Consider the following 22,848-nt stretch of genomic DNA (forward strand, 5'->3'; position numbering starts at 1 on the left):
ATCTAATTGGTGTTATAAACCCAACCTCTTTAGGTTAGAATCCCCAACAAAATAGAGTTACACGGTACCTGTTAATGTCAGATCCCAAATTCATCCACCTGCGTGTTCATAGTGACTTCTCGATGGTGGATGGCCTCAACAAAGTTCCGCCAATCGTAAAGAAAGTTGCTGAACTCGGTATGCCCGCAATGGCGTTGACCGACTTTACCAACCTATGTGGTTTGGTGAAGTTTTACGGTACAGCACATGGCAGTGGTGTTAAACCGATCATTGGTGCTGACTTTAAAATGCAGTCGGACGAGTTTGGTGAAGAGCTGACTCAAGTGACTTTGCTTGCGGCGGATAATGTGGGTTATAAGAACCTGACGTTATTGATATCAAAAGCGTACTTACGTGGACATGTTCAACACCACCCTGTGATTGATAAAGCCTGGTTGGCTGAAATGTCTGAAGGCCTGATTGTATTATCCGGCGGTAAAAGCGGGGAAATTGGTCGCGGCCTTTTGAAAGGCAACCGTCAAATAGTGCAAGGGTGTGTTGATTTTTATAAACAGCATTTTCCAGATCGCTTTTATCTTGAGTTACTTCGTACCGGTCGTCCAGATGAAGAAACTTATCTTCACTTTGCAGTTGAATTGGCAGAGCAGCAAGACTTGCCAGTAGTGGCGACCAATGAAGTTGTATTCCTGAGTCCAGACCTATTTGATGCTCATGAAATACGCGTAGCGATTCACGATGGTTACACATTAGAAGATCCGCGTAGGCCAAAAAACTACAGTCCGCAGCAATATCTTCGTACAGAAGAAGAAATGTGCGAGCTGTTTGCTGATATTCCTGAAGCGTTAGAAAACAGTGTCGAGATAGCGAAGCGTTGTAACGTGACTGTGCGCTTAGGGGAGTACTTCCTACCAGCCTTCCCAACCGAAGGGATGAAAGAGACTGAGTTCCTAGTCATGAAATCCCGAGAGGGATTGGAAGAGCGTTTAGAGTTCCTATTTCCAGATGAGGAAGAGAGAAAACGTCGCCGCCCTGAATATGATGAACGTCTTCAGATAGAGCTAGATGTTATCAACCAAATGGGATTTCCTGGTTACTTCTTGATCGTAATGGAGTTCATCCAGTGGTCAAAAGATAATGGAATTCCTGTAGGTCCTGGACGTGGTTCCGGTGCTGGTTCTTTGGTGGCTTACGCACTAAAAATCACCGATCTGGATCCACTAGAATACGACTTGCTGTTCGAACGTTTCTTGAACCCAGAACGTGTTTCGATGCCCGATTTCGACGTCGATTTCTGTATGGATAAACGTGACCAGGTTATTGACCACGTTGCGGAAATGTACGGTCGCGACGCGGTATCTCAGATCATCACGTTTGGTACCATGGCGGCAAAAGCGGTAATCCGTGACGTTGGCCGCGTATTGGGCCACCCATTTGGTTTTGTTGATCGTATTTCAAAGCTGATCCCGCCCGATCCAGGCATGACGCTAGATAAAGCGTTTAAAGCTGAACCTGCACTACCTGAATTGTATGAGGCCGATGAGGAAGTTAAAGAACTCATCGACATGTGTCATATTTTGGAAGGCTGTACGCGAAACGCCGGTAAACACGCTGGTGGTGTTGTAATTTCACCTACAACAATTACCGATTTTGCGCCAATTTATGCAGACGCTGAAGGTCACTTTCCGGTTACTCAATTTGATAAAAACGATGTTGAGACCGCTGGCCTAGTTAAGTTTGACTTCTTGGGTTTACGTACCTTAACCATTATTGACTGGGCGTTAGGACTGATTAACCCACGCCTAGAGCGAGAAGGGAAAGAACCGGTTCAAATTGAATCCATACCGTTAGAAGACCCTGCCTCTTTCCGTTTGTTGCAAAACTCTGAAACGACAGCAGTATTCCAGCTTGAATCTCGAGGCATGAAAGAGCTGATCAAACGACTTCAGCCAGACTGTTTCGAAGACATTATCGCATTGGTAGCACTCTTCCGTCCGGGTCCTTTGCAATCGGGCATGGTAGATAACTTTATCGACCGTAAACATGGTCGAGAAGCGATCTCTTATCCAGATGAAAAGTGGCAACACGAGTCGCTAAAAGAGACGCTTGATCCAACCTACGGCATCATCCTGTACCAAGAGCAGGTAATGCAGATTGCGCAGATCTTAGCGGGTTACACGCTAGGTGGTGCGGACATGCTCCGCCGTGCAATGGGTAAGAAAAAGCCAGAAGAGATGGCAAAACAACGTGCTATCTTTGAAGAAGGTGCGATAAAGAACGGTATCGATGGCGAGTTGGCGATGAAAATCTTCGACTTGGTAGAGAAGTTCGCTGGTTATGGCTTTAACAAATCACACTCGGCTGCTTATGCATTGGTTTCTTATCAGACTCTTTGGCTGAAAACCCATTATCCTGCCGAATTTATGGCTGCGGTAATGACAGCCGATATGGATAACACGGAAAAGGTCGTTGGCTTGGTCGATGAGTGTTTCCGTATGAAGCTCACCGTGCTGCCACCAGACATCAACTCTGGCCTATATCGCTTTAATGTTGATGAAAATGGCGCAATTGTTTACGGTATTGGTGCGATAAAAGGGGTAGGTGAAGGTCCTATCGATGCGATTCTTGAGGCGAGAAATAAAGGTGGTCACTTTAAAGACCTATTTGATTTCTGTGCTCGAGTTGATCTAAAACGCGTCAATAAACGAGTGATAGAGAAGCTGATTTACGCGGGCGCGTTGGATCGACTAGGCCCACACCGCGCGGCGATGATGGCGTCACTCAATGATGCGGTAAAAGCAGCAAGTCAACATCACCAAGCTGAGGCGTTTGGTCAAACGGATATGTTTGGTGTGTTAACGGATGCGCCTGAAGAAGTAGAGCATAAGTATACGCAGGTTCCGCCTTGGCCAGAAAAAGTGTGGTTAGAGGGCGAGCGTGATACCCTAGGTCTATATTTGACAGGGCACCCAATTAACGCCTACGTAAAGGAACTAAACAAATACACCAGTTGTCGACTAAAAGACGCAACGCCAACGCGTCGCGACCAATCTGTCACGGTGGCTGGTTTGGTTATTGCCGCTCGTGTAATGACGACCAAGCGTGGTACACGAATTGGCATTATGACACTGGATGACCGAAGTGGTCGCATGGAAGTGATGTTGTTCTCAGATGCACTGGATCGATACGCTGAACTTCTCGAAAAAGACAGAATTTTGGTCGTTTCTGGACAGGTCAGCTTTGATGACTTCAACGGTGGCCTTAAAATGTCGGCGCGTGAAGTTATGGATCTCGGCAGTGCGCGCGAGAAATACGCTCGTGGTTTGTCGGTATCGATAGATGCAACTCAGATCAACGATCAGTTTTTTGAGCAGTTCAGCCGTATTTTAGAACCGCACAAAGCCGGAACCGTACCCGTCAATGTATACTACCAGCGTGCCGACGCCAGAGCGCGGTTAACATTGGGCACCGAGTGGCGAGTAACGCCAAGTGATACATTACTCGACGATTTAAAACAGTTGCTTGGCAAAAGCCAGGTAGAACTCGAATTTAACTAAAAATTCAGCGCAATATGTTAGACGCTGAGTAAACAAGGATTCATAGATGAGCCTAAACTTTCTTGAATTTGAAAAGCCAATCGCAGAACTAGAAGCGAAAATTGAAGCATTACGTGATGTCTCTCGTCACGGTGGTGATTCTGCGATTGACCTGGATAAAGAAATCGAACAGCTTGAGAAGAAAAGCTTAGAGCTGAAGAAAAAAACCTTCAGTGACCTAGGCGCATGGGAAACAGCTCAACTGGCTCGTCACCCACTACGTCCTTACACGCTGGATTACATCCAACACGCTTTTGAGGAGTTTGATGAATTAGCGGGTGACCGCGCGTTTGCAGACGACAAAGCGATTGTGGGTGGCATGGCTCGCCTTGAAGGCCGCCCTGTGATGATCATTGGTCACCAAAAAGGTCGTGAAACCAAAGAGAAAGTGAAACGTAACTTTGGTATGCCAAAACCAGAAGGTTACCGTAAAGCGCTACGTTTGATGGAAATGGCAGAGCGTTTCAACATGCCGATCATCACATTTATCGACACGGCTGGCGCGTATCCAGGTGTGGGCGCAGAAGAGCGTGGTCAATCTGAAGCTATCGCGAAAAACCTAAAAGTGATGTCTGGTCTTAAAGTGCCAGTAATCTGTAACGTTGTTGGTGAAGGTGGTTCAGGCGGCGCACTAGCAATTGGTGTAGGCGACTACGTGAACATGCTTCAGTACTCTACATACTCAGTAATCTCTCCTGAAGGTTGTGCTTCAATCTTATGGCGTGATTCTGACAAAGCGCCACAAGCGGCAGAAGCGATGGGTCTAACTGCTCCTCGTCTTAAAGAGCTTGAACTGATCGACGAAATCATTGAAGAGCCACTAGGCGGCGCTCATCGCGATCATGTTCAAATGGCAGCGAATATGAAAGCAACACTACTTCGTCAGCTAGAAGATCTAGAACAATTGGATGAAGAGACGCTACGTGAACGTCGTTACCAGCGCCTAATGAGCTACGGTTACTGTTAATTTCGGTGATTGCTATTAAGCGTTAGCTGATATCTCAAGTGATAACAGTTAAAATAGAAAGGGTTGGATGAGAGTCCAGCCCTTTTTTGTACCTATCGGATCGCTTATGGAATCGCTTTACCCGCATTTTGCTCAAGTTCTCGGCCGCTACTATCAATCAGGCACTAAGGTTGTCTTGGCGTTTAGCGGAGGAGTGGATTCACGTCTTTTACTCGAATTACTCAGTCGCTATCAACAAGCGCATTCGATAGAGTGTCACGCTGTGTATGTGCACCATGGTTTGAGCTCGAATGCCGATGATTGGGCTGATAAATGCCTACTTTGGGCAAAACAAGTGGGGATATCATGCTCGATCGAGCGAGTGAGCTTAGACATCAGCAATGGTGAAAGTATTGAACTTCTTGCTCGTGAAGCTCGCTACCAAGCCTTAACTAAGTACATTCAAGAAGGCGATATACTGTTGACTGGTCAACATGCCGACGATCAAATAGAGACTTTTCTCCTTGCGCTTAAGCGCGGCAGCGGGCCTAAAGGGTTATCTTCGATGGCGGAGAGTATGCCGTTTTCTTGCGGATCTCTAGTTCGACCATTGCTTACTATCAAGCGGAAGACCATCGAAGAAGCCGCTACTAAATTAGGCTTGGAGTGGGTGGAAGACGAAAGCAATCAAGATACCCGTTATGATCGTAACTTTCTTCGTCATTGTGTTATTCCTGAATTGTCTGGTCGCTGGCCGAATATCCATCAAGCGGTTCAGCGCAGTGCAAGTTTATGTGCTCAACAAGAAGCGCTATTGGATGAACTATTGAGCGCGGTGTTTGAACGCGCTTTACAAACGGATCTAAGTTTGAGTATTGAAGAACTGGCTAAGCACAGTGGATTAGCGCGTGCGCGCTTGATTCGTATGTGGCTGGCTAAGCTTAATACTAGTATGCCGACTCAGGTACAACTCAATCTTATCTGGAATGAAGTCGCATTAGCTCAGCAAGATGCCAACCCCAAACTACAACTTAAACAAGGTGAAGTGCGCCGTTTTCGAAATCGTCTCTACTGGGTAACAGAAATCGCTGACGTCACTGAGTGGCAAAGTACGATTCAAGTCGATACCGTTTTATCGCTTCCAGAGCGGCTAGGGGAACTGACCTTAACGACGAGTTCTAGTAACGCAACGATTGCGCTTCCGAGTCAGCCAGAATTGCTTCGCGTGACCTTCAATCCGGAAGGCTTATCAGCGCATCCAACCACGCGTAATCACAGTCGAAAACTGAAGAAATTATTCCAAGAATACAATGTGCCAAGCTGGCTGCGTCGTCAAATTCCGATTTTGATGTATCAAGACCGAGTCGTTGCTGTGGCAGATCTGTTCGTTGATCAGGCGTTTAATGGTCAAGATTGTGAACTTATTTGGCGCAGGTAATGAAAATTCATGCCACAATGTCGATTATAAAATATAAAAATCCTTAAATAATAATTGATTAGGTGAAGCAATGAAGAAAACAATCATGGGCGCAATGGTGGCGCTAACCATGTTCAGTGGGCAGGCTCTAGCAGCGGGAGATGCCACAGCAGGTCAAGCAAAGGCAGGAGTATGCGCTGCGTGTCATGGCGCCGACGGCATTGCTGTCATTCCGGGTTACCCAAACCTGAAAGGGCAAAACGAGCAATACATTATCAGCTCAATTAAAGCCTATAAAAACAAAGAGCGAACAGGTGGTCTTGCTGCTGTTATGCAAGCTCAAGCTTCACTGTTGTCTGATGAAGATATCGCAAATCTAGCGGCTTACTACGCAAGTTTGAAGTAAACGCGAGTCTGAAAAAGCTTGGACGATTGGGCATTGAGCTGTCCTCATTGGGGTTTTATCAACTCACGATATTCGCCATGTTAATTTGCTCAATCTGGATTTTCGCTGGTGGATCAGAGACAAACATTGAATGTTGCGAAACGCTAAACGATAATAAGCGCAATCGATTGAAGCTTAAGGGATGAACATGAAAAAAATTGAAGCGATTATCAAGCCATTTAAATTGGATGATGTTCGAGAAGCGCTAGCTGAAGTTGGCATTACAGGGATGACCGTCTCTGAAGTGAAAGGCTTTGGTCGCCAAAAAGGTCACACCGAGCTTTACCGTGGTGCAGAGTACATGGTGGACTTTCTGCCTAAAGTGAAGCTCGAAATCGTTGTAACGGAAGATGTGGCTGATAAATGCGTAGAGACGATCATAGAAACCGCGCAAACCGGCAAAATTGGTGATGGTAAAATCTTTGTTACTGATGTTGAGCGTGTGGTTCGTATCCGTACTGGTGAAGAAGACGAAGACGCGATCTAAGGTTTCTTGTTACCTGTCTCGTATTTATTATGCTAAAAGGGAGCCAAGTGGCTCCTTTTTTGTTTTTTACTTTCAGTGAAATCAAATAACCCGAGGTTGGTTGTTCCAGTTTTAGGGTGCGTATATTCAGGTTTGTCGTATGTTTAAGCGTTTTTTTCTGGCGTTAGCTTTTCTTATTATGGCGGTATTGGTCGGCTTCCAGGTTATTTTCACCGTACCAGATCAGCCGCAAATCATTACTCAAACAGGTTCAGAGCTGACGCAGGATATTAGGTGCATCGAATTTAGCGGCTCAAAAGCTCTGGATCAGGGCGGTGAAATCAATGTACTTGTCTGGAATATCTACAAACAGAACCGGACTAATTGGCAAAGCGCACTCAATGAATTCTCTGCTGATAAGCAGCTGCTGTTATTGCAAGAAGCCAGCATGACACCATCTTTTAAGCAATGGTTGGTGGATGGCAACTGGGTCAGCAACCAAGTGAGTGCCTTTAAGGCGCTGGGCAGCGGTGCGGGTGTGATTAGTATCGCTCAAGGGCAACCAGAAAAAGCTTGTGCTTATACGTCTAAAGAGCCTTGGCTGCGTTTACCCAAGTCTGCATTATACAGCCAATATCAATTAAGCAATGGCGAGAGACTCGCTGTGGTGAATGTACATGCGATTAACTTCACGGTTGGCACGCAAGAGTATGTCTCTCAGCTAACGGCTCTTGAAATGCTTTTAAAGCATCATACAGGGCCGATCCTATTCGCTGGAGACTTCAATAGTTGGAGTGAATCTCGCGTTAATGCGATGCGACAGGCCTTAAAAGCCGCGGACTTGCAAGAAGTGACGTTCTCGCCTGATCATCGAGTCCAATTTATAACGGGATTACCGTTGGATCACGTATTTTACCGAGGACTGACCCTCAAATACGCGAAAGCGCCGCAGAGCGACGCTTCCGATCATAACCCATTGTTACTGTCATTTACGTTAGATGACTAGCTTAGGTAACCACAATATAAAGCGCCCAAATAACGTAGAAGAATACCCATGGCAGGCTTGCAATCACCAAGGCTTGCCCACGTTCAAACTCAGTCCAAGTAAGCACAACACCGTAGCCCAGTACAATGTACCAAGGCAGCAGTAGTGGTAGTGAGCTGGCAAAATGCGACCACTCGTTGGTGAGTGGCAGTTTTAACAAACCATTTAGGCTATTTAAATCTGCTGCGTAAGTCATCACCTGACCATGCTTGAGTAACAGGCTCGCGTAGCTTGCGATATCGCCCAATACTGCTGGGAATAAGATTGCACACGACGCGGCAAACCACTTCCAGTAACCATATTGTTGTTTGCTTGCCTTCGTTGCAAGAAAGAACCAAAGCGCAAGCAACAGTAAGGTGGCAAAGCGGTTGAATACAGCATTGATGATCGCACTGGCCATTAGCGTGTTTGGCTCTAATAGCTCAATCTGCTTTGGGTCGATTTGCTGAAACTGCGCGGCAAGTTGGCCACTGAGCCACGTGAAATCGACATTCGAAAAGTAAGCGCCCCAGAATAAAAACGGACTAAGCATCAAGAAGATGAACGGTTGCCATCCCCATCCGCCGCGTTGGTAAAGTGCTAGAAAGCAAGATGTTGGAGAACGAAAAATGTCCAACAGCATCACAAGTGGGTTGCTTGATGGGTTCATACACTTACCTTCGTTACGTCAACGTACAACTTAAGTTTTTGACCTGGTTGTAAGTATTTTTTCTTGTGTAGCGAGTTCCATTTCACGATGTCGTTTGTTTTTACTTTGAACTTGCTTGCAATGCCGCTAATGGTGTCACCGGAGCGAACGTTGTAGAAAACGGTACGAATCACAGCACCTTTGTCTGAGTCCTTCCAAATCACGAGCTTTTGACCAACGCGCAATGGATCTTTAGGGCCCATGCCATTCCATTTTGCTAACGATTTATACGACACTTTATTTTCACGTGCGATTGACCACAAACTTTCTCCAGACTGAACGACATGAGTGAGCTTGAGTTGTCCACGAGCACGTGATTGAGTCTTGCTTAATCGATTTTGTGCCGTTAGTGCGTATTTCGCATCGTCTTTTGTTGACGTCGGAATCAGTAGGTATTGGCCAATACGAATATTGTTATTCGACAGGCCGTTTGCACGTCGAATCACTTTTGTGGTTGTGCCGTATTTATTAGCTAGCACACTTAAAGAGTCACCAGACTTCACCTTGTAGCGAGCGACCTTCATCCCTTTACCACGGTTTTTCTCCACCTTAGTGAGAAAAGTCTCTTTTTTCTCTACCGGAATCAGAAGTTGGTGCGGACCTTCAGGCGCCGTTGACCATTGGTTGTATGCAGGGTTGTAACTTTGTAACTCTTTCACACCAATGCCGGCATAATCTGCAGCAATGGCTAGATCAAGCTGTTCTTTCGGATCGACAAGCGTTAGAACAGGCTTGTTTGGAATCGCAGGAATATTAAGCCCGTACTTGTCTTGGTTTGCGATGACGTCAGCCAAGGCTAGCAGCTTAGGTACGTAACTGCTGGTCTCTTTTGGTAAGTCCAATGAGAAGAAATCGATAGGTTTACCGAGCTTTTTGTTCTTACGAATTGCGCTAGAAACACGGCCACCACCACTGTTGTAAGCAGCAATTGCATGCTCCCAGCTACCATCAAAACGCTCGTTTAGTTGTACAAGGTAGTCCAGTGCGGCATCCGTTGCTGCTGCCACATCTCGGCGACCGTCATACCAGTAGTTTTGCTCTAGTCCCATCATCTTTCCGGTGCCAGGGACAAATTGCCACAATCCAGCTGCACTACCGTGTGAGTAGGCAAAGGCATCGAATGAGCTTTCCACCACAGGAAGCAAAGCAAGCTCCATTGGGAGTCCACGCTCTTCGATACGTTTTGTGATCATGTATAGAAAAGGAGTCGCACGCTTAGACACTGTGTAAAGGTGATTCGGGTGCTTTAGATACCACGTACGGTAGTAGTCCACTTTCTTATGGTTTGGGATATCCATTTCAAGTTGCATGGCGATACGTTGCCATACATCTTCTTGTTCCTGAGGGGAAAGAACTTTAGGCGCGTCGTTAGCGGATTTTTTTGCTAAAGACGATGTGTTGCCCGGTTGAGCCTTCGCTGCATTTTGTTTTGCAGTCTGCTCAGATTTATTGGTTTCTGGTGTAGAAGACGTTGAGTCTGACTGAGTCAATTGACAGCCAGATAATAACAACGCCAACGCCCAGGTATACTTCAAACGCATGGATTCAGCCTATTTAGGGCCTTTTTATCTTCACCCGCCTGTCGCGCAACACAATGTGCGTGGCAGTCGCAAGATAATAGACATCTTTTAAACACTAACTAATTAATTAATAGAGGCAAAGAGCTTCTAAATTATGCAATGGGGAGAAATTCAAATAGATTTATATCAACCCCAAACGTAAGAGAAGCGCCAGTGGCGCTTCTCGAAAAATCAGCCCCTGATAATACTGGGGTCTTGCAAACTTACAAGCAGAAAATGGTTAAAATTCGTTCTTCCACTCACGCAAAGCAGTAAAAACCGAGCATGGATCGCTATTTTTAATGCGACTAGCAACAGATTGAACCACGTCAGGATTGGTGGTTCGCAAGAACGGATTAATCCACTTTTCTTTGCGTATTGTTGTTGGAAGTGTCGGAATGTTTAGAGCTCGCAGTCGGTTTACATCATCGCGATATTGACGGAGCTGCTCATTATCAGGCTCAACCGCTAAAGCAAACGCCACGTTACTCGCGGTGTATTCATGCGCGCAGAAGACTTGAGTTTCTTCTGGTAGAGACGTTAGCTTGTTTAGTGACTCAAACATTTGCTCTGGCGTACCTTCAAAAATACGACCGCAGCCTGCGGAAAACAACACGTCACCGCAAAACAGTTTTCCGTCTCCAACGTAACCGATATGACCTAAGGTATGGCCTGGTAAACCTAGCACCAAAAAGATTTCGCCAAATAACTCCAGTTTGTCGCCTTCTTCCATGGGGGTGGTTAGGGTTGGAATTGGTTCAGATTTCGGGCCCACAACGGCGACTTCAGGAAAGGCACGCACTAAGTCTGGAACGCCACCAATGTGATCGTTGTGGTGGTGCGTAATTAAAATCGCTTCTAAAGTTAATTCGTTAGCCTGCAAGTATTCTAACACTGGCTTCGCATCGCCCGGATCAACGACTGCGCAACGTTTATCGCTATTTTGTATCAGCCAGATGTAATTATCATTAAATGCGGGTATGCTTTTGATCTCTAACACGATTCGTTCTCCGTCACCCATTTTAGTCAGGTGGTTAATGAAACCAGCACTCAGCAACAAAACTATACCACACCCGTCGACTTGGTCAGCAATGAACAACGGTCCGTGGGTGCTTGAGTCAATCCAGACCCGACTTGATGAATGGTGTCCGAAACTCTTCGGTTACCATATGCTCAAACTGGGCGGGTTGAGCTGTGAGCTAACCAGCTGTAATTGTAACATTCAACACCAAGTCAACGTAGATATCCAGAACCCGTTGCATAATGTGATTGCAGATGGTTACGAATTGCCCTTTTTGGAAAAAAGCTTTGATGTTGTGATTCTCGCTCATCAGCTCGACTATGCAAGTGATCCACACCGTTTGCTACGGGAAGTCGATAGAGTGATGATGGATGATGGTTATTTGATAATCACTGGATTTAACCCACTAAGTTTGACTGGATTAGCGAGTTTGCTTCCTTGGCGTAAACATAATTTGCCTTGGAGTGGACGAATGTTTACGTCGAACCGCATCAACGACTGGTTAGGGTTACTTAATTATCAAGTGATTCATTGCGATCGTTACGCGCTGTTTCCGATGAAGCGCTACCGCACGATGTGGACATGGTTGGAAAACAGTCTCGGTGATTGGGCGTCACCTGCAGGGAGTTTGTATTACATTGTGGCACGGAAACGAACATACCCTCTCAAGCCTATCAAACCGCATTGGCGTTTGAAGAAAAAGCTCACACCACTAGGGGTGATGAATCGAGAGGGCAATACTATGAGGAAAGAATCTCGTTAAGAGGGTTGGTAACCGGTATCTTCCTCGGTTGGGTTTTCTGCGGCGGTACGGGCTAGCTCATCACAAATTTCATTCTCACGATGACCAGCGTGGCCTTTTACCCAGTGCCATTCAACTTGATGGCGTGCGGTTTCTTTGTCTAGAGCTTGCCATAGGTCGGCATTCTTAACGGGTTTTTTATCCGCTGTTTTCCAGCCACGCTTCTTCCAGTTATGGATCCACTGAGTAATACCTTGGCGCACATATTGACTGTCAGTCGTTAAAGTGACTTTGCAAGGTTGTTTTAACGTCTGCAGCGCGACGACAGCCGCCAACATTTCCATGCGGTTGTTGGTGGTTAACGTGTAGCCTTTGGAAAGCGTCTTTTCTACGTCTTTGTAACGCAATACAATGCCGTAACCACCTGGTCCTGGGTTACCTAAACAAGAACCGTCAGTGAAAATCTCAACGTGTTTGGTCATATTTTTTGGTACTATTAGCCGAAACATTTAATAAAGCATAGTCTGACATACATAACCTTATGAATACCAGCAGCAATTCTGAATATAACCGCATTGTCGTTCTCGATACCGAAACCACAGGTATGAACCGCGAGGGTGGTCCTCACTACATGGGACACCGCATTATTGAAATCGGTGCCGTGGAGATCATCAACCGTAAGCTGACTGGTCGTCACTTCCACGTTTATTTAAAACCCGATCGTGAAATCCAACCAGAAGCGGTTGAAGTTCACGGTATTACGGATGAATTCTTGGTTGATAAACCGGAATACGCGAGCGTGCACCAAGAGTTTCTTGAGTTTATTAAAGGCGCAGAACTTGTTGCCCACAACGCACCCTTCGATACGGGCTTTATGGATTACGAGTTTGGCATGCTCGATCCCAACATCGGCAAAACGGACGACTACTGCAAGGTGACCGATACCCTTGCTATGGCGAAGAAAATCTTCCCTGGCAAGCGAAACAACCTTGATATCTTATGTGAACGCTACGGTATTGATAACTCGCACCGTACACTCCACGGAGCTTTGCTCGATGCGGAGATTCTAGCCGACGTTTACCTCTTTATGACGGGTGGTCAAACGAGTCTAGAATTTAACGCGAATAAACAAGAGGGTGGGGTAGAAACCATTCGTCGTATTGAAGGAAGAAAAGCGCTAAAGGTTTTGCGCGCAAGTGCCGATGAACTAGAAGCTCACCAAAAAAGATTAGAGTTGGTGAACGACTGTATTTGGCATCAATAGGAGAAGCTATGCTGAGGGCTTTGTTGGTCGCGTTTTTAGCGATATGGAGTAGTCTCTCGAGTGCATTGAGTGAATCTGCTATGTCTTTGTTAGACAATCGCTTTCGAGTGGATCCAACCATCGAGCAGATCACTTTTTTAGTTTATCGTGAGCAAAGTTCTCAGCCAGTTGTTTTAGTCCGCCCTGACGGTAAAAAGTACTATGCTTGGGACGCCTACGACAATGTACGTTGGTACCAAGAAGCTTCACTCGATATTATCTCCGTTGACAACCCTATGCCAGGCCCATGGCAGGCTGTGGGGAAAGTCACTCCTAAAAATAACATCCGATTAATTTCTCACTTAAAGCTCAGCACGGATGTGTTCCCAAACCGATTATATAATGGGGAAGCGCTTAAGTTTACAGCTCGCCTAACCTCCGACGACAAACCTCTTGTACTGCGTGACTTCCTTGACCGCGTGAATCTGCGCGTGACATTTACCAAGTTTGTCGAAAATGAAGATGAGTTGATCAAAGAAGCACGTCCAGTGCCGATGGTTGTGGGTGAGTTTGCTGATGATGGCCGCGGCTTGGATGAAAAAGCAGGGGATGGTGTGTTCACTGTCCAACTACCAATAGACGTTGAGCCCGGTAAGTACCGTGCGCGAATCACCTCTGGTAATGGCGTATTCTTACGAGCGCAAGAGCAAGTCATCTTGGTTTATCCGAACCCAATTTCTCGTACTTTTATTCAGGCGCGCAATCCTGACAAACCACACCAATTGGTGGTGAGTGGTGAGCAAGGTATGATCGCGCCAGGCTCAATCGCAGTCACGGTGGAACAAGATGCACCCGATGGCTTTGCTAGCTACAGCCAAGGCCAGGTTTCTAAAGATGGAATGAGAACCACGCTGAATCTCAATAACGACGCTGAGCTTGGTAAGTACGCATGGCGCGGCGAGATCTTTGCCACTGATTTAGCGACGCAACGTCCACTAGTGTTTCCTATTCCAGAGCAAACCTTCAGTGTTGTTGATGAAGTTGATCTAGAAGCCGCTCGAATTGCAAAAGAAGCTGAATTAGCCGAGCAGCGCCGTATTGAAATGGAAAAGCAAATTATTGCTGAGCGGGAGGCTGAGCGTAAGCGCAGCATGATTATTATCGCGGTGGGTAACGTGATAATGCTGCTGATTGTGATCATTGCATGGATAGTCTGGCGCAAAATTAAAGCGAAGCGCGATGCCATGCCAGAGATGCAGTTAGAAGTGCCAAAGAAATAGTAGTAACACATGAAGCGAGAAACGGAGCCAATCGGCTCCGTTTTTTTCAGTTTAAGTTTGAGGCATAAGTTGATGTTTCTCATGGTCATTAATCATTTTATTTTAAAGTAACACCATGATTTAGCGTTGATTAATCATAATAAAGCTCGCATGATACTCTTTAAGTTTCGACTTGATTTTAGTGAGTATCGACGGAGTGAGTTATGACAATTGGAGCGTTAGAACTAGAACACCTACCACGACAAAAGGCCTTGGTTGAGTCTGCTTATGATGCCTTTTATTCTGAAAAAGACGTTGTTGCTGCGGTATTGCTTGGTTCATTGTCATCAGGAAAAGGTGACCGCATTTCGGACGCTGATATTGTTGTCTTTACTCAAAATAACTTCCATAAAGCCTCAGAGCCTTGCTTTACCCACTTTGAAGCTAATAAAGATATTTTTTATCGCCTTGAGGGAGAGCACAACGAAAATGCGTGCTTCAAAAAATACATTTTTAATGACCTAACCAGTGCAGAGATTCATTGTTTAGATCTCTGTGAGCCTTTCAAACTTTCTAAGCCGTTTAAGACTTTATTTGATAAAGCTGATGTGATTGCTGGCATGGTTACTGATGAACCTGCGCCAAAGCATGAAGATTTCCCAGTTTATACCAGTGGTGATCAAGGCCTGATTTGGGAACTCTTTGATTGTATTAAGTGGTTGAGCAGAGATAACCATGATCTTGCAAAGTCCTACTTGAAAAAACTCTCTGAGAAACTCTAATTTGAGAGTTATCCCCGTTCCTCCCACTCAAGTTAGTTAGGCGGTTAGGTTATGAAATACAAAAAGCGTCAGAAGTATAAATACACTCTCCATTCTGAAGAAAAGATTGAGACTCACATTTCAGTGAGTAACGCGTATGACAGCCCTTTTCTTAGTTTGTCCAAACAAGGCGTGTTAACGATTAAAAAGGGCTACGCATGGGATGGAGCGAGTGGGCCGGCGTTAGACACAAAAAACATTATGAAAGCTTCTTTAGTTCATGATGCTGTTTACCAACTCATGAGGGAAGAGGTGTTGCCACAAAGTGCTCGAAAGCATGCGGATATGTTGCTGAGAGAAATATGTTTAGAAAAAGGAATGTCTAGCTTCAGAGCGACTTATATCTACTATGGCGTCAGAGTTGTCGGTGGCTTCTTTTCCAGACCCGACACTTTGTGTGCTTAATGGGAACATCTTTCCAATTTTAACTGTTTATTTATACAGTTTGGTTATGTAAGCTCCAAGGTGATACAAAGGAGTCGTACATAATGACAATAAGATATGAAGAGCACGTGCCAAGCCCGAAAGAATACTGTGATATGCGCGTCAAAGCCGGGCTATCACCCAAATCGTTGAAAGCTGCTGAAATTGGTCTACCCAATTCGTTGTATGGCGTATCTGTCCGGGATGAAGGAAAGCTCATTGCAATGGGCCGGATTGTTGGTGACGGGGCGTGTAACTTCGAAATTGTCGACGTTGCCGTTGATTCTGATTATCAAGGTAACGGTTTAGGTAGAAAAGTCATGGAATACATCGACGGTTATCTTTCTTCTGTTGCACTTGAAGGCTCTTACGTTTCTATGATTGCTGATGAACCGGTCTTTTACGAAAAGCTTGGTTATAGGCTGGTGGCTCCTAAAAGCCAAGGGATGACAAAAAAGTTTAAGCCGAAGGCGTAATACGTATTCAGCTGTGAAGATAAGTACTTGAAAACAGGAGTTTAATCTCCTGTTTTCTATATTAAATTTCCATTTAAGCCACTTCTGGAATTGGTTTGGGTGGCTGCTCTAAATCAGGCTCTTTTTGAACAGTAGGAATTTGTCCCTCACCCACAGCACTGATGTAACAGCCACTAAGTTTAATGGCAAGGTACATATCGGCTCGCAGTAAGATGCCTCCTTCACTGGTGCTGATACCAGTAAGCTCACACCATTGACGTAAGCGTCGTTTCCTTCCTGCGAGGATTAAGCGTACGCCTCTCTTTTTTAAAGTATTGTGAATATCTGCCAGTGTTGCCATCACACTGAGATCTAAGTGAGTAAAGCTCGATACGGCGTCGATGACAACGCAACTTGCGTCTTTGTGATGTTCTACTTGCTCTAACACTCGGCGTTTAAAGTAAGGTGCGTTGAAGTAAGTCAGCGGCGAGTTAAAGCGGTAAATCACCATTCCAGGAATAGGCGAAGCTTTTCCTGAGTCGTCGATGGTCCGAATGGTGCCTTTTTCATCCAAGCCAAGTAGCTGATCACTCGGTCGCATGACAATACGTAAAAATTGAAACAGCCCTAGCAGTACCGCCAAAGTGATCCCCGGTATTACGCCTACGATCAAAACAGAAATAAAAGTGATGATTGCTAGATAGAACGCATCTTTGTCACGAGATTTTAATTTCCAAATGGCTTTGAGATCGAGCAGCGACAGGGATGCGATGATCAACACGACACCAAGTGATGCGATGGGAATAAACTGTAAAGGCTCATAAATAAATACCGCAATAATGGCAATGGTGATTGCGGCGACAATCGAAACTAATTGAGATTTACCGCCATTTGCATCATTTACCGCTGTGCGTGAGTCAGCTCCGCTTATCGCGAAACCTTGCGAAAACGCCGAGGCAATGTTGGCAAAGCCCAACGCCTGAAACTCTTTATTTGCATCAATATCATAACCGTTTTTGGCGGCGAAACTGCGCGCGGTGAGCATCATGCTAACAAAGCTGACAATCGCAAGGTTGAGCGCCGGGACCACTAGCTCACGAACTTCACCTAGCTCAAACTCCGGCGTTTGAAACTGAGGGAAACCACCTTGAGTGAGCCCAACTACGGATACGCCCATCTCTTGTAAATGGAAAAACCAAACTGACGCGGTAGTCACGAGTATCGCCAGCATGGCAGCAGGCCAAGTTGGTCGGTAGCGTTTGGTGAGTAAATAAACGACAACCGTCACGATACTCAGAGTTACGGTAGGCCAATGAAGCTCGGTTAATCGTTGTGGAGCCTCCCATAAGCGTTCCAGCAAATAACGTTGTTCGTATTTCAAACCGACCACTTTGGCAAACTGACCAACGATAATCGTGAGAGCGACACCGTTGAGTAGACCCAAAAGAATCGGGCGAGAAAGGAAGTCTGCAAACACCCCTAACTTGAAACGACTTGCCAGTACACACCAAATACCAGTCATCGCTGTCATGGTCATGACTAACTGCCAATGTTTTGTGGGGTCACCTGCGGCAAGTGGTGTTACAACAGCAGCGATCACTGCACAAGTTGCTGCATCGGGTCCGACAATGAGTTGTCGAGATGTGCCCATCATGGCGTACACCAACATTGGCAGTACACACGAGTACAGACCGACAATTGCGGATACCCCGGTTAATTGTGCATAAGCAATGGCAACTGGCAGGGCAACCGCGACAACAGAAAAGGCGGCTCTAAAGTCGTTAACAAACCATTCTTTTTGATAATGCTTAAGCTGAACAAGCCCTGGGAACCACTGTGCGAATAATATTTTAGCCAACGGATTTACCATATATGTGAGTGAGTTACTTAAAAGTATACACCGCTTGCTTGGAACGTCTGTGAGTTAGTTATCACTGGAAATCGGGGGGAAGGGTCGGAGGCGTGGATTTTATTGCGCTTGCGCAGAGGTTCTTCGTGGTGTGAGGTGTTATGAAGGCTATTCTGGTAGCAATAAAAAACGGGAGTTGTCACTCCCGTTTTATGGTTTCAGATTAGAGAGTTAGGCAACGCTATCCATCTGAGGGTATAGCGGCTTTGCTGCGAGCAATTCCGGCTCAAAGTCGTCAACGTTGATTGTATCCAGACGATGCTGTTCAGCTTCTCTTAGTAGGTCGGCTTCTTCTTGCGTGATAAAGCCTTGCTCTAGCCCTTCCTGAGCAATCATATCCAAACGTAGGAATGGACGACGTTTGCCTTGCGCTTTACATACTTTGTCGAACACTGGCTCAGCTTGAAGAATGACTGACAGGGCAAGCTCAATCTTACCTGCTGCGTTGTGCTCGGTTGGTTCAAGGTACTGACCTCGACCAATGCGTGAACGTGTTGCACTTGGCGTTTGTAGAATGCGCGCCACTTTGCTGTCTAGCTTATCACTTGGCGCTTTGCGTACACGACCGAATGGCATGATTAACACGCGCAGTGCACGACCAATCACTTTGTTCGGGAAGTTTGCTAAGAATTCGTCTACCGCCACTTCCGCTTGTTTCAAACTGTCTTGTAGACCCCAGTGTACTAATGGTAAATCTTCGACTGGGCGGCCATCTTGCTCAAAACGTTTCAACGTCGCAGAGCTCAAATATAGCTGGCTTAGAATGTCACCAAGACGCGCTGATAGACGCTCTTTACGCTTCAAAGAGCCACCTAGCACTGCCATTGAGATATCCGATAGCAGAGCAAGGTTTGCGCTGTAACGGTTCAATTGTTGGTAGTAACGCTTGGTTGCATCTTTGGTTGGTGATGAAGAACCTAAACCATCGCTCAAACCAAACCAGATACTGCGCACGAGGTTACTCATTGTAAAGCTCACGTGACCCGCAAGCGCTTTATCGAACTTCTCTACAGCATCACTGGCATCAGAGTACGCGGCGTTCATTTCTTCAAGAACGTATGGATGACAGCGAATCGCACCTTGACCAAAGATGATCATTGAACGAGTTAGGATGTTTGCACCCTCAACCGTTACCGCGATTGGCGCACCTTGGTAACCACGCGCTAGGAAGTTCGAAGGTCCCATACAGATACCTTTACCGCCTACGATGTCCATTGCGTCGATGATGCTTTGTTGTCCACGGTGCGTACAGTGGTACTTCACGATAGCTGATATAACCGAAGGTTTTTCACCTAGGTCGATACCTGCCACGGTTAAGTTACTTGCTGCATCCATTACGTAAGCATTACCACCAAGACGTGCCAATGGTTCTTCAACCCCTTCCATATGGCCGATAGGCTGTTTGAACTGACGACGAATACGTGAGTAAGCACCGGTTGCCATTGCCGCAGTTTTGATGCCACCTGTTGAGTTTGAAGGTAGCGTGATACCACGACCAACCGATAGACACTCAACCAGCATACGCCAACCTTGGCCCGCCATTTTTTCACCACCGATGATGAAATCGATAGGAACAAAGATGTCTTTACCGCGCGTTGGACCATTTTGGAATGGCACATTGAGCGGGAAGTGTCGGTTACCAATCTCAACACCTTTGACATCAGTTGGGATAAGCGCACAAGTGATGCCAAGATCTTCTTTTTCGCCTAGCAAACCTTCAGGATCGCGAAGTTTAAATGCTAAGCCTAGTACCGTTGCGACTGGCGCTAGGGTGATGTAGCGCTTGTTCCAAGTCAGGCGCATACCCAGTACTTCTTTTCCTTCCCATTCGCCTTTACAAACCACACCGTAATCTGGAATAGAGCCAGCGTCAGAGCCCGCTTCTGGACTCGTTAAGGCGAAACAAGGTATTTCCTTACCTTCAGCTAGGCGAGGTAAGTAATGATTTTTCTGATCTTCAGTACCGTAGTGTTGCAGTAGCTCACCAGGACCCAAAGAGTTAGGAACACCAACGGTAGACGATAGAACGCCAGAAACACCCGTTAGTTTTTGTAGTACTAGTGATTGCGCGTATGCTGAGAACTCAAGACCACCGTACTTTTTCTTAATGATCATGGCAAAGAATTTGTGATCTTTCAGGTATTGCCATACTTCTGGCGGTAAGTCCGCGAGTTCGTGAGTCACTTGGAAATCGCTCACCATGGCACACACTTCATTCACTGGACCGTCTAAAAAGGCTTGTTCTTCTGCACTTAATTTAGGTGCTTGAATTGCGTGAAGCTTTTGCCACTCTGGTTTGCCTTTAAATAGCTCGGCTTCCCACCAGACGGTACCTGCGTCTAACGCTTCTTTTTCGGTTTGAGACATAGCTGGCAGCACTTTCTTGAAAAGCGCTAATGCTTTGCGGCTTATCAAAGACTGACGTACGCCAGGAACCGCGAATACAGCGGCAGCAAGAACGTAAATCGTCCAACCAGTAACGCCAACCGCGCCTGTTACTGTAAGCGTTAACATAGCTGCTGTGAGTAAACTAATAGATTTCACGAGAGACATGCGGTGGTAGAGCGTAATGCCTAGCACGACCGTCATCGTGATGATTGAGAGCAAGATGTCCATATGTATTTTCCTTTTCAGACTTTATAAGTGTTGTACGTCTGTATGTTAGGTAAGAGGTCTAACCAGTTGGTTTAAGTGTAATCAAAATATTAAGGAAATGTAAAACATAAGATTGGATAAAAAGTGATCTAAGTAGAGTTAAAGTTCTAAAGTTGCGATTTGAGTGATGGTTTCATGAGCAAGTTGACAAGTTTATTACCATCACCAATCTAAATCTGTTGGTTCACTATCGACACTAATTCTCGTTTGTGGGTAAACTCAGAGTAATCAAACCCGAGTTCAGGTTTATGAAATGTCCGATACCAAACTGGTATCAGAACAATTTGCTCAGTGAATCTAGGACTGACTGAAGCCGAAATAATAAAGAGAACGTCTTATGTACCATGATCTGATTAGAAGTGAATTAAACGAAGCTGCTGAAGTGCTCAACAAATTTTTAAGCGATGACCATAACATTGCGCAAATCGAAGCAGCGGCGAAAATGATTGCTGACTCATTCAAGCAAGATGGTAAAGTACTGTCATGTGGTAACGGTGGTTCTCACTGTGATTCGATGCACTTTGCCGAAGAGTTAACAGGCCGTTACCGAGAAAACCGTCCTGGCTATGCTGGTATTGCTATTTCAGATCCAAGTCACCTTTCTTGCGTGAGTAATGACTTTGGTTATGACTTCGTGTTTTCCCGTTATGTAGAAGCCGTTGGTCGAAAAGGTGACGTACTGTTTGGTCTGTCGACTTCAGGTAACTCTGGTAACATCCTGAAAGCGATTGAAGCGGCGCAAGCGAAAGGCATGAAGACGATTGCGCTAACAGGCAAAGATGGCGGCAAAATGGCAGGGCTTGCCGATATTGAAATCCGCGTGCCACACTTTGGTTATGCGGACCGTATTCAAGAAATTCATATTAAGATTATTCATATCATCATTCAGTTGATTGAAAAAGAGATGGAATAGTCGTTTCACAGCCACCTTTTCGAGCTGTGTTGTTAGGGAGTTTTTTAAATCATGTGTGAATTGCTCGGTATGAGCGCTAATGTTCCGACGGATATTTGTTTCAGTTTTACCGGGCTCATGCAGCGTGGAGGTCGAACTGGCCCACACCGTGACGGATGGGGAATTACCTTCTACGAAGGGAAAGGTTTTCGAACTTTCAAAGATCCCAAGCCAAGTTGTGAGTCGCAAATTGCAGAGTTAGTGCAAAATTATCCCATCAAAAGTCGCGCTGTCGTTAGCCATATCCGACAGGCGAATCGTGGCGGCGTTAATTTAGAAAATACTCACCCTTTTACACGTGAGCTGTGGGGGAGGTATTGGACGTTTGCGCACAACGGTCAGCTCTCAGGCTATCAAGACTTACATACGGGTCGACACCGACCTGTCGGTGAGACAGATAGTGAACTGGCCTTTTGTTGGTTACTGAAGCAAATGGAAGATCGATATCCTGAGCCGCCAAAGGATATGGAATCGGTATTCTTATATGTTGCTAAATGTTGTGATGAGCTAAGAGAGAAGGGTGTATTTAACATGCTTCTGAGTGATGGTGAGTATGTAATGACGTATTGCACCAATCATTTGTATTGGATCACGAGACGTGCACCGTTTGGTAAAGCCGCTTTGCTTGATGAAGATGTGGAAATTAACTTCCAAGAAGAAACAACGCCACACGACATTGTGTCTGTGATCGCGACTCAACCTTTAACGGGCAATGAAGCTTGGCAGCGGATGAAGCCTGGCGAATACGGCTTGTTTCACCTAGGTGAACTTGTGAAAAACAATGCCTCTGAACTGGTGAATGTGCCGTTTGCAGCGGCGAAACCGGGCAATCAGGCGCCAACTGAGCCGTTAGAATAGCGGTTAATTCGGAACAACTCGTAAAGCTCGCTTAATCGCGAGCTTTATTTTATACGTTTTTAACCGAATGCGGATACTGGTGAACTCTCATACTTTCTAGCCTCCTAGTCTCGCTAAGGCTTGCTGGAAAGACGTAACTGAGAGAAATTTCTCATAAAACACCACGTCATTCTGAACGGTGAGGAACGAACCAGGTTCAGAATCTACTTTCCGAGTGTCGTGTTACTCAAGTGGTTATGGGATTTTTTAGAATATTGGGTTTTAGGTTTCTAGTCTCACTACGGCTTTCTTGAATCAAGTTTATATGTTTCAAAATAACAAAAGGCAGCTCTCAGGCTGCTCTTTTGTGTT

Annotated in this window: 20 protein-coding genes; 14 read left to right on the plus strand and 6 right to left on the minus strand. The window is 45.7% G+C overall.

The window, feature by feature from the left end:
- Window positions 1–74: 74 nt before the first annotated feature.
- The 6 genes from dnaE (at window position 75) to NL645_RS10350 (ending at window position 7,873) form a co-directional block, all read left to right on the plus strand.
- Window positions 75–3,554, plus strand: a complete 3,480-nt coding sequence (gene dnaE / locus NL645_RS10325) for a DNA polymerase III subunit alpha (protein ID WP_006741668.1) — start codon at window positions 75–77, stop codon at window positions 3,552–3,554.
- Between the two features lie 46 nt (window positions 3,555–3,600).
- Window positions 3,601–4,560 (plus strand): acetyl-CoA carboxylase carboxyl transferase subunit alpha, encoded by a 960-nt coding sequence (gene accA, locus NL645_RS10330; protein WP_005380365.1) that lies wholly within the window; start codon window positions 3,601–3,603, stop codon window positions 4,558–4,560.
- Window positions 4,561–4,666: 106 nt separating this feature from the next.
- Complete coding sequence (gene tilS / locus NL645_RS10335; protein WP_253651667.1) at window positions 4,667–5,977, plus strand: tRNA lysidine(34) synthetase TilS; 1,311 nt, start codon at window positions 4,667–4,669, stop codon at window positions 5,975–5,977.
- A 70-nt stretch (window positions 5,978–6,047) separates the two neighbouring features.
- Window positions 6,048–6,362, plus strand: coding sequence for a cytochrome c (locus NL645_RS10340; RefSeq protein ID WP_074191692.1), 315 nt, complete (start codon window positions 6,048–6,050; stop codon window positions 6,360–6,362).
- A gap of 187 nt (window positions 6,363–6,549) precedes the next feature.
- Window positions 6,550–6,888, plus strand: a complete 339-nt coding sequence (glnB, locus tag NL645_RS10345; protein ID WP_005436810.1) for a nitrogen regulatory protein P-II — start codon at window positions 6,550–6,552, stop codon at window positions 6,886–6,888.
- Between the two features lie 139 nt (window positions 6,889–7,027).
- Window positions 7,028–7,873 (plus strand): endonuclease/exonuclease/phosphatase family protein, encoded by an 846-nt coding sequence (locus tag NL645_RS10350; protein ID WP_053809794.1) that lies wholly within the window; start codon window positions 7,028–7,030, stop codon window positions 7,871–7,873.
- Between the two features lies 1 nt (window position 7,874).
- On the opposite strand, the gene NL645_RS10355 is transcribed toward NL645_RS10350, so the two are convergent.
- From NL645_RS10355 to gloB, 3 genes are all read right to left on the minus strand, one after another.
- Window positions 7,875–8,561 carry a YIP1 family protein gene (locus tag NL645_RS10355; protein WP_253651668.1) on the minus strand — a complete coding sequence of 229 codons (687 nt, stop codon included), beginning with the start codon at window positions 8,559–8,561 and terminating at the stop codon, window positions 7,875–7,877.
- Window positions 8,558–10,141: a LysM peptidoglycan-binding domain-containing protein gene (locus NL645_RS10360; protein WP_104969700.1), complete on the minus strand. Its 1,584-nt coding sequence runs from the start codon at window positions 10,139–10,141 to the stop codon at window positions 8,558–8,560. The genes NL645_RS10355 and NL645_RS10360 overlap by 4 nt, the downstream gene beginning before the upstream one ends.
- A 259-nt stretch (window positions 10,142–10,400) precedes the next feature.
- Window positions 10,401–11,159, minus strand: a complete 759-nt coding sequence (gene gloB / locus NL645_RS10365; protein ID WP_006741673.1) for a hydroxyacylglutathione hydrolase — start codon at window positions 11,157–11,159, stop codon at window positions 10,401–10,403.
- Between the two features lie 37 nt (window positions 11,160–11,196).
- On the opposite strand from gloB, the gene NL645_RS10370 reads away from it, so the two are divergent.
- Window positions 11,197–11,943 carry a class I SAM-dependent methyltransferase gene (locus tag NL645_RS10370; RefSeq protein WP_012841508.1) on the plus strand — a complete coding sequence of 249 codons (747 nt, stop codon included), beginning with the start codon at window positions 11,197–11,199 and terminating at the stop codon, window positions 11,941–11,943.
- On the opposite strand, the gene rnhA is transcribed toward NL645_RS10370, so the two are convergent.
- Window positions 11,940–12,404: a ribonuclease HI gene (gene rnhA, locus NL645_RS10375; RefSeq protein ID WP_012841509.1), complete on the minus strand. Its 465-nt coding sequence runs from the start codon at window positions 12,402–12,404 to the stop codon at window positions 11,940–11,942. The two genes, NL645_RS10370 and rnhA, sit on opposite strands and share 4 nt — an antisense overlap.
- A gap of 59 nt (window positions 12,405–12,463) precedes the next feature.
- Between rnhA and dnaQ the strand changes: the two genes are divergently transcribed.
- The 5 genes from dnaQ to NL645_RS10400 all read left to right on the plus strand — a co-directional run bounded on the left by dnaQ (window position 12,464) and on the right by NL645_RS10400 (window position 16,144).
- A complete protein-coding gene (gene dnaQ, locus NL645_RS10380) occupies window positions 12,464–13,186 on the plus strand; it encodes a DNA polymerase III subunit epsilon (RefSeq protein WP_005380385.1) in 723 nt (240 codons plus the stop codon).
- 8 nt (window positions 13,187–13,194) lie between these two features.
- On the plus strand, window positions 13,195–14,445 hold the full coding sequence (locus NL645_RS10385) for a TIGR03503 family protein (protein ID WP_253651669.1): 1,251 nt from the start codon (window positions 13,195–13,197) through the stop codon (window positions 14,443–14,445).
- Between the two features lie 203 nt (window positions 14,446–14,648).
- A complete protein-coding gene (locus NL645_RS10390; RefSeq protein WP_046875511.1) occupies window positions 14,649–15,206 on the plus strand; it encodes a hypothetical protein in 558 nt (185 codons plus the stop codon).
- A gap of 51 nt (window positions 15,207–15,257) precedes the next feature.
- Window positions 15,258–15,650: a DUF1353 domain-containing protein gene (locus NL645_RS10395; protein WP_046875512.1), complete on the plus strand. Its 393-nt coding sequence runs from the start codon at window positions 15,258–15,260 to the stop codon at window positions 15,648–15,650.
- An 83-nt stretch (window positions 15,651–15,733) separates the two neighbouring features.
- On the plus strand, window positions 15,734–16,144 hold the full coding sequence (locus NL645_RS10400) for a GNAT family N-acetyltransferase (protein ID WP_085342912.1): 411 nt from the start codon (window positions 15,734–15,736) through the stop codon (window positions 16,142–16,144).
- Between the two features lie 73 nt (window positions 16,145–16,217).
- Here NL645_RS10400 and NL645_RS10405 read toward each other — a convergent pair whose 3' ends face one another.
- Window positions 16,218–17,993, minus strand: a complete 1,776-nt coding sequence (locus NL645_RS10405) for a SulP family inorganic anion transporter (protein WP_046875514.1) — start codon at window positions 17,991–17,993, stop codon at window positions 16,218–16,220.
- Window positions 17,994–18,203: 210 nt separating this feature from the next.
- Window positions 18,204–20,648, minus strand: coding sequence for an acyl-CoA dehydrogenase FadE (gene fadE, locus NL645_RS10410; protein WP_253651670.1), 2,445 nt, complete (start codon window positions 20,646–20,648; stop codon window positions 18,204–18,206).
- A gap of 376 nt (window positions 20,649–21,024) precedes the next feature.
- On the opposite strand from fadE, the gene lpcA reads away from it, so the two are divergent.
- Window positions 21,025–21,600, plus strand: coding sequence for a D-sedoheptulose 7-phosphate isomerase (gene lpcA / locus NL645_RS10415; protein ID WP_005380392.1), 576 nt, complete (start codon window positions 21,025–21,027; stop codon window positions 21,598–21,600).
- Between the two features lie 51 nt (window positions 21,601–21,651).
- A complete protein-coding gene (locus NL645_RS10420; protein WP_006741678.1) occupies window positions 21,652–22,497 on the plus strand; it encodes a class II glutamine amidotransferase in 846 nt (281 codons plus the stop codon).
- Window positions 22,498–22,848: the final 351 nt, after the last annotated feature.

Source organism: Vibrio sp. Y51_MX_L26, from assembly GCF_024181935.1.
In the GTDB taxonomy this organism is placed as follows: Bacteria; Pseudomonadota; Gammaproteobacteria; order Enterobacterales; family Vibrionaceae; genus Vibrio; species Vibrio diabolicus.

What these genes read in the sequence shown, in the direction of transcription:
- NL645_RS10405 (WP_046875514.1), bottom strand. Translation starts at nt 17,993, where the DNA reads ATGGTAAATCCGTTGGCTAAAATATTATTCGCACAGTGGTTCCCAGGG.
- glnB (WP_005436810.1), top strand. Translation starts at nt 6,550, where the DNA reads ATGAAAAAAATTGAAGCGATTATCAAGCCATTTAAATTGGATGATGTT.
- NL645_RS10390 (WP_046875511.1), top strand. Translation starts at nt 14,649, where the DNA reads ATGACAATTGGAGCGTTAGAACTAGAACACCTACCACGACAAAAGGCC.
- tilS (WP_253651667.1), top strand. Translation starts at nt 4,667, where the DNA reads ATGGAATCGCTTTACCCGCATTTTGCTCAAGTTCTCGGCCGCTACTAT.
- NL645_RS10420 (WP_006741678.1), top strand. Translation starts at nt 21,652, where the DNA reads ATGTGTGAATTGCTCGGTATGAGCGCTAATGTTCCGACGGATATTTGT.
- dnaE (WP_006741668.1), top strand. Translation starts at nt 75, where the DNA reads ATGTCAGATCCCAAATTCATCCACCTGCGTGTTCATAGTGACTTCTCG.
- NL645_RS10340 (WP_074191692.1), top strand. Translation starts at nt 6,048, where the DNA reads ATGAAGAAAACAATCATGGGCGCAATGGTGGCGCTAACCATGTTCAGT.
- rnhA (WP_012841509.1), bottom strand. Translation starts at nt 12,404, where the DNA reads ATGACCAAACACGTTGAGATTTTCACTGACGGTTCTTGTTTAGGTAAC.
- NL645_RS10360 (WP_104969700.1), bottom strand. Translation starts at nt 10,141, where the DNA reads ATGCGTTTGAAGTATACCTGGGCGTTGGCGTTGTTATTATCTGGCTGT.
- lpcA (WP_005380392.1), top strand. Translation starts at nt 21,025, where the DNA reads ATGTACCATGATCTGATTAGAAGTGAATTAAACGAAGCTGCTGAAGTG.
- accA (WP_005380365.1), top strand. Translation starts at nt 3,601, where the DNA reads ATGAGCCTAAACTTTCTTGAATTTGAAAAGCCAATCGCAGAACTAGAA.
- dnaQ (WP_005380385.1), top strand. Translation starts at nt 12,464, where the DNA reads ATGAATACCAGCAGCAATTCTGAATATAACCGCATTGTCGTTCTCGAT.
- NL645_RS10385 (WP_253651669.1), top strand. Translation starts at nt 13,195, where the DNA reads ATGCTGAGGGCTTTGTTGGTCGCGTTTTTAGCGATATGGAGTAGTCTC.
- NL645_RS10400 (WP_085342912.1), top strand. Translation starts at nt 15,734, where the DNA reads ATGACAATAAGATATGAAGAGCACGTGCCAAGCCCGAAAGAATACTGT.
- NL645_RS10355 (WP_253651668.1), bottom strand. Translation starts at nt 8,561, where the DNA reads ATGAACCCATCAAGCAACCCACTTGTGATGCTGTTGGACATTTTTCGT.
- NL645_RS10395 (WP_046875512.1), top strand. Translation starts at nt 15,258, where the DNA reads ATGAAATACAAAAAGCGTCAGAAGTATAAATACACTCTCCATTCTGAA.
- fadE (WP_253651670.1), bottom strand. Translation starts at nt 20,648, where the DNA reads ATGGACATCTTGCTCTCAATCATCACGATGACGGTCGTGCTAGGCATT.
- NL645_RS10350 (WP_053809794.1), top strand. Translation starts at nt 7,028, where the DNA reads ATGTTTAAGCGTTTTTTTCTGGCGTTAGCTTTTCTTATTATGGCGGTA.
- NL645_RS10370 (WP_012841508.1), top strand. Translation starts at nt 11,197, where the DNA reads ATGAAACCAGCACTCAGCAACAAAACTATACCACACCCGTCGACTTGG.